10 protein-coding genes and 1 pseudogene are annotated in these 13,893 nt (G+C 58.8%); 8 read left to right on the top strand and 3 right to left on the bottom strand.

The genetic code is table 11. The features are described from left to right. Positions 1 to 19: 19 nt before the first annotated feature. Both leuS and GUY40_RS17910 read right to left on the bottom strand, forming a co-directional pair. Positions 20 to 2,611: a leucine--tRNA ligase gene (gene leuS, locus GUY40_RS17915; RefSeq protein WP_166570244.1), complete on the bottom strand. Its 2,592-nt coding sequence runs from the start codon at positions 2,609 to 2,611 to the stop codon at positions 20 to 22. Between the two features lie 427 nt (positions 2,612 to 3,038). Continuing rightward, positions 3,039 to 3,365: a hypothetical protein gene (locus GUY40_RS17910; RefSeq protein WP_256675789.1), complete on the bottom strand. Its 327-nt coding sequence runs from the start codon at positions 3,363 to 3,365 to the stop codon at positions 3,039 to 3,041. Positions 3,366 to 4,163: 798 nt separating this feature from the next. Here GUY40_RS17910 and GUY40_RS28385 point away from each other — a divergent pair. Beyond that, positions 4,164 to 4,584: pseudogene (locus GUY40_RS28385) on the top strand (IS110 family transposase); the annotation flags it as partial. Here the strand turns inward: GUY40_RS28385 and GUY40_RS17905 are convergent. Beyond that, positions 4,491 to 4,715 (bottom strand): hypothetical protein, encoded by a 225-nt coding sequence (locus GUY40_RS17905; protein WP_166570243.1) that lies wholly within the window; start codon positions 4,713 to 4,715, stop codon positions 4,491 to 4,493. The pseudogene GUY40_RS28385 and the gene GUY40_RS17905 sit on opposite strands and share 94 nt — an antisense overlap. Before the next feature lie 508 nt (positions 4,716 to 5,223). Here GUY40_RS17905 and GUY40_RS17900 point away from each other — a divergent pair. The 7 genes from GUY40_RS17900 to nuoH all read left to right on the top strand — a co-directional run bounded on the left by GUY40_RS17900 (position 5,224) and on the right by nuoH (position 13,885). Further along, a complete protein-coding gene (locus tag GUY40_RS17900) occupies positions 5,224 to 5,637 on the top strand; it encodes an NADH-quinone oxidoreductase subunit A (RefSeq protein ID WP_166570242.1) in 414 nt (137 codons plus the stop codon). Positions 5,638 to 5,647: 10 nt separating this feature from the next. Continuing rightward, the gene (locus GUY40_RS17895) at positions 5,648 to 6,322 is read left to right on the top strand and encodes an NADH-quinone oxidoreductase subunit B family protein (RefSeq protein ID WP_166570241.1); all 675 of its coding nucleotides are present in this window, start codon (positions 5,648 to 5,650) and stop codon (positions 6,320 to 6,322) included. Positions 6,323 to 6,399: 77 nt separating this feature from the next. Further along, complete coding sequence (nuoC, locus tag GUY40_RS17890; protein ID WP_166570240.1) at positions 6,400 to 8,181, top strand: NADH-quinone oxidoreductase subunit C/D; 1,782 nt, start codon at positions 6,400 to 6,402, stop codon at positions 8,179 to 8,181. 2 nt (positions 8,182 to 8,183) lie between these two features. Next, on the top strand, positions 8,184 to 8,681 hold the full coding sequence (gene nuoE, locus GUY40_RS17885) for an NADH-quinone oxidoreductase subunit NuoE (RefSeq protein ID WP_166570239.1): 498 nt from the start codon (positions 8,184 to 8,186) through the stop codon (positions 8,679 to 8,681). Beyond that, positions 8,678 to 10,033: an NADH-quinone oxidoreductase subunit NuoF gene (nuoF, locus tag GUY40_RS17880; protein WP_166570238.1), complete on the top strand. Its 1,356-nt coding sequence runs from the start codon at positions 8,678 to 8,680 to the stop codon at positions 10,031 to 10,033. Before nuoE ends, nuoF begins: the two co-directional genes overlap by 4 nt. Before the next feature lie 133 nt (positions 10,034 to 10,166). Next, positions 10,167 to 12,881, top strand: a complete 2,715-nt coding sequence (gene nuoG / locus GUY40_RS17875) for an NADH-quinone oxidoreductase subunit NuoG (RefSeq protein ID WP_166570237.1) — start codon at positions 10,167 to 10,169, stop codon at positions 12,879 to 12,881. Continuing rightward, on the top strand, positions 12,878 to 13,885 hold the full coding sequence (gene nuoH / locus GUY40_RS17870) for an NADH-quinone oxidoreductase subunit NuoH (protein WP_166570236.1): 1,008 nt from the start codon (positions 12,878 to 12,880) through the stop codon (positions 13,883 to 13,885). The genes nuoG and nuoH overlap by 4 nt, the downstream gene beginning before the upstream one ends. Positions 13,886 to 13,893: the final 8 nt, after the last annotated feature.

Genomic DNA, 13,893 nt, shown 5'->3' with positions numbered 1-13,893 from the left:
GAGCATCAGCCCGGAGTATTCAGACGATGAAGTTCACCAGACGGTTGGGCACCACGATCATCCTCCCGGCGCCTTCCAGGTGACTGCGCAAGGCAGCATCGGATAACGCCCGGCTTCGTATCAATTCGTGATCGGCATTAGCCTGGATCATGATATCTCCGCGCAACTTGCCATTGACCTGCACCATCATTTTTACTTCGTCCTGTTTCAAAGTTTCGCTATCCGGAACCGGCCACGAACTGTCGTAGATATCACCTGCGAACCCCAGCTCATCCCAGAGGACCTGGGAGATATGCGGCGTCACTGGATGCAAAACCTGCAACAGGATTGCCATGCCCTCGCGCGACGTCTGCTGACCGGCCGCCTTGCCCCCCTCCAGAACCTTGAGCATTTTCATCGCGCCCGACACCACGGTGTTGTATTGCAGTCGTTCGTAATCAATGTTGATCTGCTGCAGCAAACAATGCATCTCAAAGCGCACGCGTCTGGATTCGGCAACATCTTCAGCCTGCTCATCCCCATTACGTGGGGCCTGCTCCTCGCTGGCAAAGCGCCAGAGCCGGCGCAGGAAGCGATAGGCACCCTCAACGCCACTGTCGCTCCAGATCGTGCTCTGGTCAGGGGGGCCCGCAAAGATCGTAAACAATCGGGCCGTGTCGGCACCAAACTTGTTGATGATGTCCTTCGGCTCGACGACGTTGTTCTTGGACTTGGACATCTTCTCCACGTCGCCAATGGTGACAGGTAAACCATCCTCAAGCGCCGTGGCCCTCACCGGGCGGCTTTTTTCATCGTATTCGACCAACACCTGAGCGGGATAGAACCACCGCCGGCTACCGTCGTCGGCTTTTCGGTAATAACTTTCACGCAGCAGCATTCCTTGGGTAAACAGGCTTTTGAATGGCTCGCTGAAGTTCACCAGCCCTTCATCACGCATCGCCCGGGTCCAGAATCTGGCGTAGAGCAAATGCAGAACCGCATGCTCGATACCGCCGATGTATTGGTCAATCGGCATCCAGTATCGGCTGCCGGCCCCCACCATCGAGGTATGACTGTCGGGATCGCAATAGCGCATGAAATACCAGCTTGAATCCACGAAGGTATCCATGGTGTCCGTTTCACGCAGCGCAGGCGCTGCGCAGCGAGGGCAAGCCACATGGCGAAACCCGTCATGCTGCAGCAACGGATTGCCGCTGCCGTCGGGAGTGCAATCGGTGGGCAACACCACGGGCAGATCCGAGTAAGGTACCGGAACGTCGCCACATTGCTCACAATGGATAATGGGAATTGGGGTACCCCAGTAACGCTGCCGTGAAATTCCCCAGTCGCGCAGGCGCCATGTGGTGGTCTCCTCGCCCATTCCACGCTCACGCAGTACAGCGACGATGGCCCGGGTGGCCTGTGCGACTGCCAGCCCATCGTAGGTGCCGGAGTTGACTAGATGGCCGTCCCGACTGGTGTAGGTGTCTGACCAGCCCCGGGGGTCGTATACCTGATCGTCGCAGGCAATGACCTGGCGAACAAGCAAACCGTATTGATTGGCAAATTCGAAGTCACGTTTATCATGGGCAGGCACCCCCATCAGGGCCCCTTCACCATATCCGCCGAGCACGTAGTTGGTAATCCACAGTGCGACAGGCTCACCGGTCAACGGGTGGTCGATCTGCAAACCGGTGGGAACGCCGATCTTGACTTGGGCTCTGAAAGCCGTGCCCGCATCTTCCGCTTGCCGACACGCCTGCACCTGCGACTCAAGGCCGGGATTGATCTCCAGAGCGCGCCTGGCAAGTGCATGCTCGGGAGAAATGGCACAAAACGTCACTCCCATGAGCGTATCGACGCGGGTTGTAAACACCCACAGTTTGCCTGCATCGATTAGTTGCCCGGAGGCGTTTTGAATCTTGTGGGCGAATGCCAGACGAACCCCGGTGGCCTTGCCAATCCAGTTGCGCTGCATGGTGCGGACCATATCCGGCCAGCCATCCAAAGTGTCGATGGACGATAGCAGCTCTTCGGCATATTGAGTGATGCGCAGGTAGTACCCGGGAATTTCCCGTTTCTCGACGAGCGCCCCAGATCGCCAGCCTCGACCATCGATCACCTGCTCATTGGCCAGAACTGTTTGATCGACAGGGTCCCAGTTGACTATCTGGGTTTTCTTGTAGGCCACGCCCTTTTCCAGCAGTTTCAAGAAAAACCACTGGTTCCACTTGTAGTATTCCGGGTCGCAGGTGGCGATTTCTCGCGACCAGTCGAAAGCCAGGCCCAGCGGCTGCATTTGCGACTTCATGTCAGCAATATTCAACCGTGTCCACTGGGCGGGAGAAACGCCCGACTGCATAGCCGCATTCTCTGCCGGCAAACCGAAAGCATCCCACCCCATCGGCATTAGCACGTTGAACCCCTTCATGCGCAAATGACGGGCCAGCATGTCGTTGATCGTATAGTTGCGTACGTGGCCCATGTGCAACTTACCTGATGGATAGGGAAGCATGGAGCAAGCATAAAACTTGGGCCGACTTTCATCTTCGACCGCCCTGAATACATCATCTTGAAGCCATTTGGCCTGCGCCGTACTTTCTACCCAGGCTGGATCGTACTGCGGTCGCATAGAGGTTCCTCAACATTGCTGGAACTGAGCGACAATGACTCATTCGGCTCACATTCCCTTGTAAACTTCCGGTCAACTTCAACAAGAGAACGCTTGCCACAAAAAGCGCTTATCGAAATAGACAAGATTTTGGACTCCGACTTTTCCCAGTTGCGCCCACCCCATAGCCAGCCACCGGGCCAAACACTAAATGCATGAGCCGGTCTATATTTCGCTTTAAGCGATCGATACAGACTGTCATAAACAATGAAATAAAAATTTGGCCATATTTTCGAAATCATCGGTTTTGACCAGGGTCGGGGAAGCCGTGTACAACCGACCAAACAAATCCTGCGTTGTCGCGTTCATCTTAACCACACCTCTTTCCATTGATGTTTCAAAGCGGCTAGCCAGCCGGCTTCGGATGCAGGTTTCAGCTCCTTTGTGGCTATGAAACACGGGGCGCCGCTTCCGTCCATGCGACCGATGAGCTGAACACGACAGCGAGTAACAGAAACACTGATGAACAGGACGAAGTACAAATGAATAGCGCCCGGAATGAACAATGACCGACCAGCGCCCCGCCCAATAGATTACCCGCGAGATAGAACGCCGACATCAGCGTAATCACTAACGCCACCGCCGAACTTTCGAGTTGGTAATGACGCTGGAAAAATAAGGCAGCAAAAGGCCCCAACGCATTCGCCGTGACGAAGAGCAACCGGAGCAAAACAATATTGCGCATTCCTGCCGCCAAACTGATTTTACTCAACATTCTCCTCACTTCAGGATCACCTCGACGCCAAAAACCAGCGTGGCAGGGTCACTAGTGCATCCACCCACAGTGGTATGCCTCGTCGCATGGTCGTATAGAGCTCTTTGATCAAAGAGCATTGGTGACGTCCCGACCAACAGCGGTTGATAGTTGGGGTAGGTAAATTCACGAGACCCTAAGCAATGGATGCAACATCCTCAGCTATTAAGGTATTTTCCGGCACCTCATTAATCAAACCACTGCCGCTCAATCACACAAATAAACACACACCATTAGCCTTCCACAAATAAATTCATTCATCAATAGGAAAAATTCCGAAATTTTCGAGCGAAAACTCTGTAGGAACTTTTACCGAGATATCGACATACTATTCACAAAACAAATAACTAGTCGCATCAGGACACTGTGCGCATCCAGCCATACAGCTGATTAAAAAGCACGACTCCGCACACCCCTGAAACATCATATAACGCACTTGGATAATACTTTTAGATCTTGCACTATCGAAGGGCAGCTCTCAATTTACATTCAAGATCAATGCGTTATACCCCATGCAACCGCAAGCACCCAGTCACCCAAATGGCATGACGGAGTACCAAGCCATGAGAGGACGATTGAGAGGAAAGCGAGCGCTTGTGACGGGCTCATCAGCAGGTATGGAAGCGCTATAGCCGGAGCCATTCCTGAAGCTGAGCGGCGACGAATAGGATCAAAACCTCGCAGTCAACCTCCGCCTTCCTTTCTTTGCGACTCAACGCTTTGCAAAGGACTGCATGGAGCGCAACCAAGGGGTGCAGCGCGTTTCGGCCCGCAGGCGCTATTTGTTCGGTGCGCGCATTGGTTCGACGGCGAGCGAACACGGTTCATGACCAGGCACAGCCACTCAATCGGATTCCAAAAGCGCTCAGGCAGATGAACGTTCAATTGGCGAATGTCATCAGCAATATTTCCGGCGTCACCAGCTTGAAGATCCTCAGGGCAATCATCGCCGGGGAGCGCAACCCGAAAAAGCTGACAGCGCTGAGAGATCGCCGCGTCTAGGGCCCCGCAAGACACCATCGCACGGAGCCTTCAAGGCAGCTCGCGACTCGAACACCTTCACGTCCTGGAGCAGGAGGTCGACTGTTAGGAGTTCCTTGAGCAGCGGATCACCAGCAATGACTTCGCTATCAGGAACGCAACGGTAGCCAGCTCTCGGGACGAGGCCCCAAAATCATCAATAGCACTGCCCAGGCATTGAAACAGTGCCGCATCGCGGGTCACCATGCTTGATGAGAGCCGAGCTTGCTCGCGATGAAACCGCCTCATCTGCGGATATTTCACCCGCAACAGCCTCTCCAGCAGCAACATGTCCGCAACCTTTACCGGCCTCATCGCGAGCAAGCTCGGCTCCTGCACCCACCTCCATTCGTGCCTATGCTGAGCGTGCTGAGGGGCGGCTTGTTGTTTTTCCGACAGACATTGATCCAGCGCACCCCCGGTTGATAGAAAACCTGCTACAACCATTAAGGGAGGATACCTAAGCGAGCAAAGCACCCTCATTAATTTGACCGTTCATTAAGGTGAGAAAATAAGTAACACCTATAAATGATAGTAATTATCATTTCAGCTTAAGTGCTTCATTGCCGCGCCCAAGAAACATAATTGACAAAAGTGGCGCTAATCCACGGTTTACGGGGCCTGCGTCGCATCCGTGACCGAATATGTACTTAATCCTACGAATAAATTTGCTGCAGAAAATTTACTTGCACCTGGTTTACCCATAAAATCAGAGCGATAGATTCCGCTGCGACATATCGTCACTGCTCTACTTCTTTTTCAAGCTCAGAGACCCGGCTCTCTGTTAAGGATTTCCAGCATGCCCGATTCGACAGGACTCATCGCCCACAACTGGGGCTTTGCCATCTTCCTTTTGGGTGTCGTCGGCTTGTGCGCCTTCATGCTCGGTCTGTCGAGCCTTCTTGGCAGCAAGGCCTTCGGCCGCGCCAAGAACGAACCCTTCGAATCCGGCATGCTGCCTACCGGCGGCGCGCGCCTGCGTCTTTCCGCAAAATTCTATCTGGTCGCGATGCTGTTCGTGATCTTCGATATCGAAGCCCTCTTTCTCTTTGCCTGGTCTGTGTCCGTCCGCGAAAGCGGCTGGGCCGGATTCGTCGAAGCTCTCGTTTTCATAGCAATTCTGTTGGCAGGTCTTGTCTACCTTTGGCGGGTCGGGGCGCTCGATTGGGCTCCCGTGGGTCGTCGCATGCGGCAAGCGAAGCTGAAACAATGAGGCTTTGGCAATGCAATACAATCTCACTCGAATCGACCCGGATGCACCTAACGAGCAGTATCCAATCGGCGAACGCGAAACCGTTTCCGATCCGCTAGAAGATCAGGTCCACAAGAACATCTTCATGGGCAAGCTCGAAGATGTGCTCAATGGTGCCGTCAACTGGGGGCGTAAAAACTCCCTGTGGCCGTACAACTTCGGTCTCTCGTGCTGCTATGTGGAAATGACCACGGCCTTCACGGCGCCCCACGACATCGCCCGCTTCGGCGCCGAAGTCATCCGGGCCTCGCCGCGTCAGGCTGACTTCATGGTTATTGCCGGTACCTGCTTTGTGAAAATGGCCCCGATCATCCAGCGCCTGTACGAGCAGATGCTGGAACCGAAGTGGGTTATCTCCATGGGTTCGTGCGCCAACTCCGGTGGCATGTACGACATTTACTCGGTCGTTCAAGGGGTCGATAAATTCCTCCCCGTGGACGTGTATGTACCTGGCTGCCCGCCTCGCCCTGAAGCTTTCCTGCAAGGCCTGATGCTGTTGCAGGAATCGATTGGCCAGGAGCGCCGTCCTCTTTCATGGGTCGTTGGCGATCAAGGCGTTTACCGCGCCGAAATGCCGTCCCAGAAAGAGCAGCGCCGCGAACAGCGCATTGCGGTGACCAACCTGCGCAGCCCCGACGAAGTCTGATCCAGTTGTTTGTGTCTTGACCCACAAGGCAAGCACCCTGGCTTCATTCTTTACGTTGACCCAAAGCGACCGAGACCATGACAGCGGACAACGCTATTTATATCCCGCCTTACAAGGCTGACGACCAGGATGTGGTCGTCGAATTGACCAACCGTTTTGGCCCCGAGGCGTTCACCGCCCAGGAAACCCGCACCGGCATGCCGGTGCTGTGGGTTGCCCGTGCCAAACTGGTTGAAGTCCTGACTTTCCTGCGCAACCTGCCCAAGCCGTACGTCATGCTCTATGACCTGCACGGCGTGGACGAGCGCCTGCGCACCCAGCGCCGCGGCCTGCCGGGCGCCGACTTCAGTGTGTTCTACCACCTGATGTCGATCGAGCGTAATAGTGACGTAATGATCAAGGTGGCCTTGTCCGAGGGCGACCTTAACCTGCCAACCATCACCGGTATCTGGCCTAACGCCAACTGGTACGAGCGTGAAGTCTGGGACATGTTCGGCATCCACTTTGCCGGCCACCCGCACCTGACTCGCATCATGATGCCGCCGACCTGGGAAGGTCACCCGCTGCGCAAGGACTACCCGGCCCGTGCGACCGAGTTCGACCCCTACAGCCTGACGCTAGCCAAGCAGCAACTGGAAGAAGAAGCCGCGCGCTTCAATCCGGAAGACTGGGGCATGAAGCGTTCCGGCCCCAACGCGGATTACATGTTCCTCAACCTGGGGCCCAACCACCCGTCCGCCCACGGTGCGTTCCGTATCGTGCTGCAACTGGACGGTGAAGAAATCGTCGACTGCGTCCCGGACATCGGCTACCACCACCGTGGTGCCGAGAAGATGGCCGAGCGTCAGTCCTGGCACAGCTTCATTCCCTACACCGACCGTATCGATTACCTCGGCGGGGTGATGAACAACCTGCCCTACGTACTCGCGGTCGAGAAGCTGGCCGGCATCAAGGTGCCGCAGAAAGTCGACACCATCCGCATCATGATGGCCGAGTTCTTCCGGATCACGAGCCACCTGCTGTTCCTGGGTACTTATATTCAGGACGTTGGTGCCATGACCCCGGTGTTCTTCACCTTTACCGACCGCCAGCGCGCCTACACCGTGATCGAAGCGATCACCGGTTTCCGCCTGCACCCGGCCTGGTACCGCATTGGTGGCGTCGCCCACGACCTGCCACGCGGCTGGGACAAGCTGGTCAAGGACTTCGTCGACTGGCTGCCCAAGCGCCTGGACGAGTACGAAAAAGCGGCGCTGCAAAACAGCATCCTCAAAGGCCGTACCGTCGGCGTCGCCGCCTATAACACCAAGGACGCCCTGGCCTGGGGTGTCACCGGTGCCGGCCTGCGTTCCACCGGTTGCGACTTCGACCTGCGCAAGGCCCGTCCGTACTCCGGCTACGAGAACTTCGAATTCGAAGTACCGCTGGCCCACAACGGCGATGCCTACGACCGCTGCATGGTCCGCGTCGAGGAGATGCGCCAGAGTATCCGCATCATCGACCAGTGCCTGCGCAACATGCCGGAAGGCCCGTACAAGGCGGATCACCCGCTGACCACGCCGCCACCGAAAGAGCGCACCCTGCAGCACATCGAGACCTTGATCACGCACTTCCTGCAAGTTTCGTGGGGCCCGGTCATGCCGGCCAACGAGTCCTTCCAGATGATCGAAGCGACCAAGGGCATCAACAGTTATTACCTGACGAGCGATGGCGGCACCATGAGCTACCGCACCCGGATTCGTACCCCGAGCTACCCGCACCTGCAACAGATCCCTTCGGTGATCCGCGGCAGCATGGTCGCGGACCTCATTGCGTACCTGGGTAGTATCGATTTCGTTATGGCCGACGTGGACCGCTAAGTATGAACAGCCCACTTATTCAGACTGACCGCTTCGCCCTCAGCGCAGCCGAGCGCTCGGCCATCGAGCACGAGATGCATCACTACGAGGACCCGCGCGCGGCGTCCATCGAAGCTTTGAAAATTGTCCAGAAGGCCCGCGGCTGGGTACCGGATGGCGCAATCTATGCCATTGGCGAAATCCTCGGCATTCCTGCAAGCGACGTCGAAGGCGTGGCCACCTTCTATAGCCAGATCTTCCGTCAGCCCGTTGGCCGCCACATCATTCGCGTCTGCGACAGCATGGTCTGCTACATCGGTGGCCACGAGTCCGTGGTTGCCCAGATCCAGAGCGAGCTGGGCATTGGCCTGGGCCAGACTACCGTTGACGGCCGCTTCACGCTGCTGCCGGTATGCTGCCTGGGTAACTGCGACAAGGCGCCGGCGCTGATGATCGACGATGACACCTTCGGCGACGTGCAACCTGCCGGTGTAGCGAAATTGCTGGGGGACTACGTATGACCATCACTTCCTTCGGCCCGGCCAACCGCATTGCGCGCACCGCTGAAACCCACCCGCTGACCTGGCGCCTGCGTGACGACGGCGAACCGGTCTGGCTCGACGAATACCAGGCCAAGGACGGCTATGCCGCCGCGCGCAAGGCCTTCGCCGACCTGTCCCAGGACGACATCGTTCAAACCGTGAAAGATTCCGGCCTGAAGGGCCGTGGCGGTGCGGGTTTCCCCACCGGCGTCAAATGGGGCCTGATGCCCAAAGACGAATCCATGAACATCCGCTACCTGCTGTGCAATGCGGATGAAATGGAGCCCAACACCTGGAAAGACCGCATGCTGATGGAGCAACTGCCCCATCTGCTGGTAGAAGGCATGCTGATCAGTGCCCGTGCACTGAAAGCCTACCGCGGCTACATCTTCCTGCGTGGCGAATACACCACCGCCGCCCGCAACCTCACCCGCGCCGTTGAAGAAGCGAAAGCCGCAGGCCTGTTGGGCAAGAACATCCTGGGCAGCGGCTTCGATTTCGAACTGTTCGTCCACACCGGTGCCGGTCGTTACATCTGCGGTGAAGAAACCGCACTGATCAACTCCCTCGAAGGCCGCCGCGCCAACCCGCGCTCCAAGCCGCCCTTCCCTGCCGCCGTTGGCGTCTGGGGCAAGCCGACTTGCGTCAACAACGTCGAGACCCTGTGCAACGTGCCGGCCATCGTCGGCAATGGCGTTGACTGGTACAAGTCGCTGGCCCGAGAAGGCAGTGAAGACCACGGCACCAAGCTGATGGGCTTCTCCGGCAAGGTCAAGAACCCGGGCCTGTGGGAACTGCCGTTCGGCGTCACCGCGCGCGAGCTGTTCGAAGACTACGCCGGCGGCATGCGCGACGGCTTCAAGCTCAAGTGCTGGCAGCCAGGCGGCGCCGGTACCGGTTTCCTGTTGCCCGAGCACCTGGACGCACAGATGTACGCCGGCGGCATCGCCAAGGTCGGCACCCGGATGGGTACGGGCCTGGCCATGGCCGTGGACGACAGCATCAACATGGTGTCCCTGCTGCGCAACATGGAAGAGTTCTTCGCCCGCGAATCCTGCGGCTTCTGTACCCCGTGCCGCGACGGTCTGCCATGGAGCGTCAAGCTTCTGCGCGCGCTCGAGCAAGGCCAGGGGCAGCAAGGCGACATCGAGACCCTGTTGGGTCTGGTTGGATTTCTCGGCCCAGGCAAGACCTTCTGTGCTCACGCACCAGGTGCCGTGGAGCCCTTGGGCAGCGCGATCAAATACTTCCGTCCGGAGTTCGAGGCAGGCATCGCTGCGACCAGCAGCGTGCGTCCGGACCTGGCGCGCCCGATCGTCGCCCCGGCCTGACCGAATCGACAGCGGATGGCCCGTGCCATCCGCTGCTTGCAGCGCTCGCCCGGGTACGCCTGAGGCGGGCTGCAGGCACACAGCTTTCCATTAGCCACGCCCGCCCATGCGGGCCAACGAAGAACTTTGAACCATGGCCACTATCCACGTAGACGGCAAAGCGCTCGAAGTCAACGGCGCAGACAACCTGTTACAGGCGTGTCTGTCGCTAGGCCTCGACATTCCTTATTTCTGCTGGCACCCGGCGCTCGGTAGCGTCGGCGCCTGCCGCCAGTGTGCGGTCAAGCAGTACACCGACGAGAACGACACCCGTGGTCGTATCGTCATGTCCTGCATGACCCCTGCCTCCGACGGCAGCTGGATTTCCATCGAAGACGAAGAAGCGAAAGTGTTTCGTGCCAGCGTCGTCGAATGGCTGATGACCAACCACCCGCACGACTGCCCGGTCTGTGAGGAAGGCGGTCACTGCCACCTGCAAGACATGACGGTGATGACCGGCCACAACGAGCGCCGCTACCGTTTTACCAAGCGTACCCACCAGAACCAGGAACTCGGCCCGTTCATCGCTCACGAGATGAACCGCTGCATCGCCTGCTACCGTTGCGTGCGTTACTACAACGATTACGCCGGCGGTACCGACCTGGGCGTATTCGGTGCCCACGACAACGTGTATTTCGGCCGTGTCGAAGATGGCACGCTGGAAAGCGAATTCTCCGGCAACCTGACCGAGGTCTGCCCGACCGGTGTGTTCACCGACAAGACCCACTCCGAGCGCTACAACCGTAAATGGGACATGCAGTTTGCCCCGAGCATCTGCCATGGCTGCTCCAGCGGCTGCAACATCAGCCCGGGCGAGCGTTACGGTGAACTGCGCCGGATCGAGAACCGCTTCAACGGTTCTGTAAACCAGTACTTCCTGTGCGACCGCGGCCGCTTCGGCTATGGCTACGTCAACCGTGAAGACCGCCCGCGCCAGCCAATGCTGGCCGGTGGCCAGAAGCTGGGCCTGGACGCCGCATTGGACAAGGCTGCCGACCTGCTGCGCGGCCGTACCATCGTGGGCATCGGCTCGCCTCGCGCCAGCCTCGAAAGCAACTACGCCCTGCGCGAACTGGTCGGCGCCGAGTACTTCCACTCCGGCATCGAGGCCGCTGAACTGGAGCGTATCCGCCTGGTTCTGCAGGTGTTGAAAGACAGCCCGCTGCCGATTCCGACCCTGCGCGAAATCGAAGACCATGACGCCGTATTCGTCCTCGGCGAAGACCTGACCCAGACCGCTGCCCGCATGGCGCTGTCGATTCGTCAGTCGGTCAAGGGCAAGGCCGAAGCCATGGCCGATGCCATGCGCGTCCAGCCGTGGCTCGACGCGGCGGTCAAGAACATCGGTCAGCACGCGCTGTACCCGCTGTTCATCGCCAGCCTGGCCGAAACCAAGCTCGATGACGTTGCCGAAGAATGCGTACACGCAGCGCCCGACGACCTGGCCCGTATCGGTTTTGCCGTGGCGCACGCCATCGACCCGAGCGCGCCGGCCGTCGAAGGCCTGGACGCCGAAGCCCTGGCACTGGCCAAACGCATCGCCGATGCGCTGGTCAACGCCCAGCGTCCGCTGATTGTTGCCGGTACTTCGCTGGCGTCCACCGCGCTGATCGAAGCCGCTGCCAACATCGCCAAGGCCCTGAAGCTGCGCGAAAAAGCCGGCTCCCTGAGCCTGGTTGTGCCGGAAGCCAACAGCCTGGGCCTGGCCATGCTCGGCGGTGAGTCCGTCGACACTGCGCTGGACGCCGTGATCGAAGGTCGTGCCGACGCCATCGTGGTGCTGGAAAACGATCTGTACACCCGCCTCGATGCGGCCAAGGTCGACGCCGCGCTGAAAGCCGCGAAAGTGGTGATCGTCGCCGACCACCAGAAAACCCGCACCACCGACAGCGCCCACCTGGTGCTGCCTGCTGCCTCCTTCGCTGAAGGCGACGGTACGCTGGTCAGCCAGGAAGGCCGTGCCCAGCGCTTCTTCCAGGTCTTCGACCCTACCTACCTGAATGCCGACATCCTGATTCACGAGGGCTGGCGCTGGATGCATGTCCTGCGCTCGACCCTGCTGAACAAGAAGGTCGACTGGACACAACTGGACCATGTCACCAGCGCTTGCGCTGCCAGCAGCCCGCAACTGGCCGGTATCCTCAATGCCGCACCGTCGGCAGCGTTCCGCATCAAGGGCATGAAGCTTGCCCGTGAACCGCTGCGTTACAGCGGCCGGACCGCCATGCGCGCCAACATCAGCGTGCACGAACCGCGTACCTCGCAAGACAACGACACCGCGTTCGCCTTCTCCATGGAAGGTTACTCGGGTTCGGCCGAACCTCGCCAACAGGTGCCGTTCGCCTGGTCGCCGGGCTGGAACTCGCCGCAAGCCTGGAACAAGTTCCAGGACGAAGTCGGTGGTCACCTGCGCGCTGGCGACCCGGGCACCCGCCTGATCGAAACCCAGGGCGACAACCTGAGCTGGTTCAGCCGCATTCCGGGCGCCTTCTCCCCGGCCCGTGGCACCTGGCAAGCCGTGCCGTTCTACCACCTGTTCGGCAGTGAAGAGACCTCTTCGCGCGCCGCACCGGTTCAGGAGCGCATTCAGCGCGCCTATGTCGGCCTGGCCAAATCGGAAGCCGATCGCCTGGGCATCAACAACGGTGCCATGCTGAGCCTGAACGTTTCCGGCCAGACCTTGCGTCTGCCGCTGCGCATCAATGAAGAACTGGGCGCCGGCCTGGTTGCCCTGCCCAAAGGCCTGGCCGGTATCCCGCCAGCCATCTTCGGTGCATCCGTCGACGGTCTGCAGGAGGCAGCACAATGACCTGGTTTACTCCTGAAGTGATCGACGTGCTGATTACAGTCATCAAGGCGGTGGTCATTCTGCTCGCCGTGGTGGTCTGTGGCGCGCTGCTCAGCTTCGTCGAGCGGCGTCTGCTGGGCTGGTGGCAGGACCGTTACGGTCCTAACCGCGTCGGTCCGTTCGGCATGTTCCAGATTGCCGCCGACATGCTGAAGATGTTCTTCAAGGAAGACTGGAACCCGCCCTTCGTCGACAAGGTGATCTTCACCCTGGCGCCGGTGGTGGCCATGAGCGCCTTGCTGATCGCCTTCGCGATCATCCCGATCACCCCGACCTGGGGTGTCGCGGACCTGAACATCGGCCTGCTGTTCTTCTTCGCCATGGCCGGTCTGTCGGTGTATGCGGTGTTGTTCGCCGGTTGGTCGTCGAACAACAAGTATGCCCTGCTCGGCAGCTTGCGGGCCTCGGCCCAGACCGTGTCCTATGAAGTGTTCATGGGCCTGGCGCTGATGGGCATCGTGGCTCAGGTCGGCTCGTTCAACATGCGCGATATCGTTGACTACCAGGCTCAGAACCTGTGGTTCATCATTCCGCAGTTCTTCGGCTTCTGTACTTTCTTCATTGCTGGTGTGGCCGTGACTCACCGTCACCCCTTCGACCAGCCGGAAGCAGAACAGGAATTGGCCGACGGCTATCACATTGAATACGCCGGCATGAAATGGGGTATGTTCTTCGTTGGTGAATACATCGGCATCATCCTGATCTCGGCGCTGCTGGTCACCCTGTTCTTCGGTGGCTGGCACGGTCCGTTCGGCATCCTGCCGCAACTGTCGTTCGTCTGGTTCGCACTGAAAACCGCGTTCTTCATCATGCTGTTCATCCTGCTGCGCGCCTCGATCCCGCGCCCGCGCTATGACCAGGTGATGGACTTCAGCTGGAAGTTCTGCCTGCCGCTGACCCTGATCAATTTGCTGGTGACCGCTGCGATCGTGTTGTTGAACACGCCAGCTGTTGCGGCCCAGTGAGGATTTGA

Origin of the sequence: Pseudomonas sp. R5(2019) (genome assembly GCF_009905435.1) — a bacterium.
GTDB lineage: Bacteria > Pseudomonadota > Gammaproteobacteria > Pseudomonadales > Pseudomonadaceae > Aquipseudomonas.
Note: the sequence above shows the minus strand (reverse complement) of the source record. Positions and strands in the feature narration are given on the sequence as shown.

Coding starts and splice junctions, on each gene's coding strand:
- nuoF (WP_166570238.1), top strand. CDS start 8,678: ATGACCATCACTTCCTTCGGCCCGGCCAACCGCATTGCGCGCACCGCT.
- leuS (WP_166570244.1), bottom strand. CDS start 2,611: ATGCGACCGCAGTACGATCCAGCCTGGGTAGAAAGTACGGCGCAGGCC.
- GUY40_RS17900 (WP_166570242.1), top strand. CDS start 5,224: ATGCCCGATTCGACAGGACTCATCGCCCACAACTGGGGCTTTGCCATC.
- nuoC (WP_166570240.1), top strand. CDS start 6,400: ATGACAGCGGACAACGCTATTTATATCCCGCCTTACAAGGCTGACGAC.
- GUY40_RS17905 (WP_166570243.1), bottom strand. CDS start 4,715: ATGTTGCTGCTGGAGAGGCTGTTGCGGGTGAAATATCCGCAGATGAGG.
- nuoG (WP_166570237.1), top strand. CDS start 10,167: ATGGCCACTATCCACGTAGACGGCAAAGCGCTCGAAGTCAACGGCGCA.
- nuoH (WP_166570236.1), top strand. CDS start 12,878: ATGACCTGGTTTACTCCTGAAGTGATCGACGTGCTGATTACAGTCATC.
- nuoE (WP_166570239.1), top strand. CDS start 8,184: ATGAACAGCCCACTTATTCAGACTGACCGCTTCGCCCTCAGCGCAGCC.
- GUY40_RS17895 (WP_166570241.1), top strand. CDS start 5,648: ATGCAATACAATCTCACTCGAATCGACCCGGATGCACCTAACGAGCAG.
- GUY40_RS17910 (WP_256675789.1), bottom strand. CDS start 3,365: ATGTTGAGTAAAATCAGTTTGGCGGCAGGAATGCGCAATATTGTTTTG.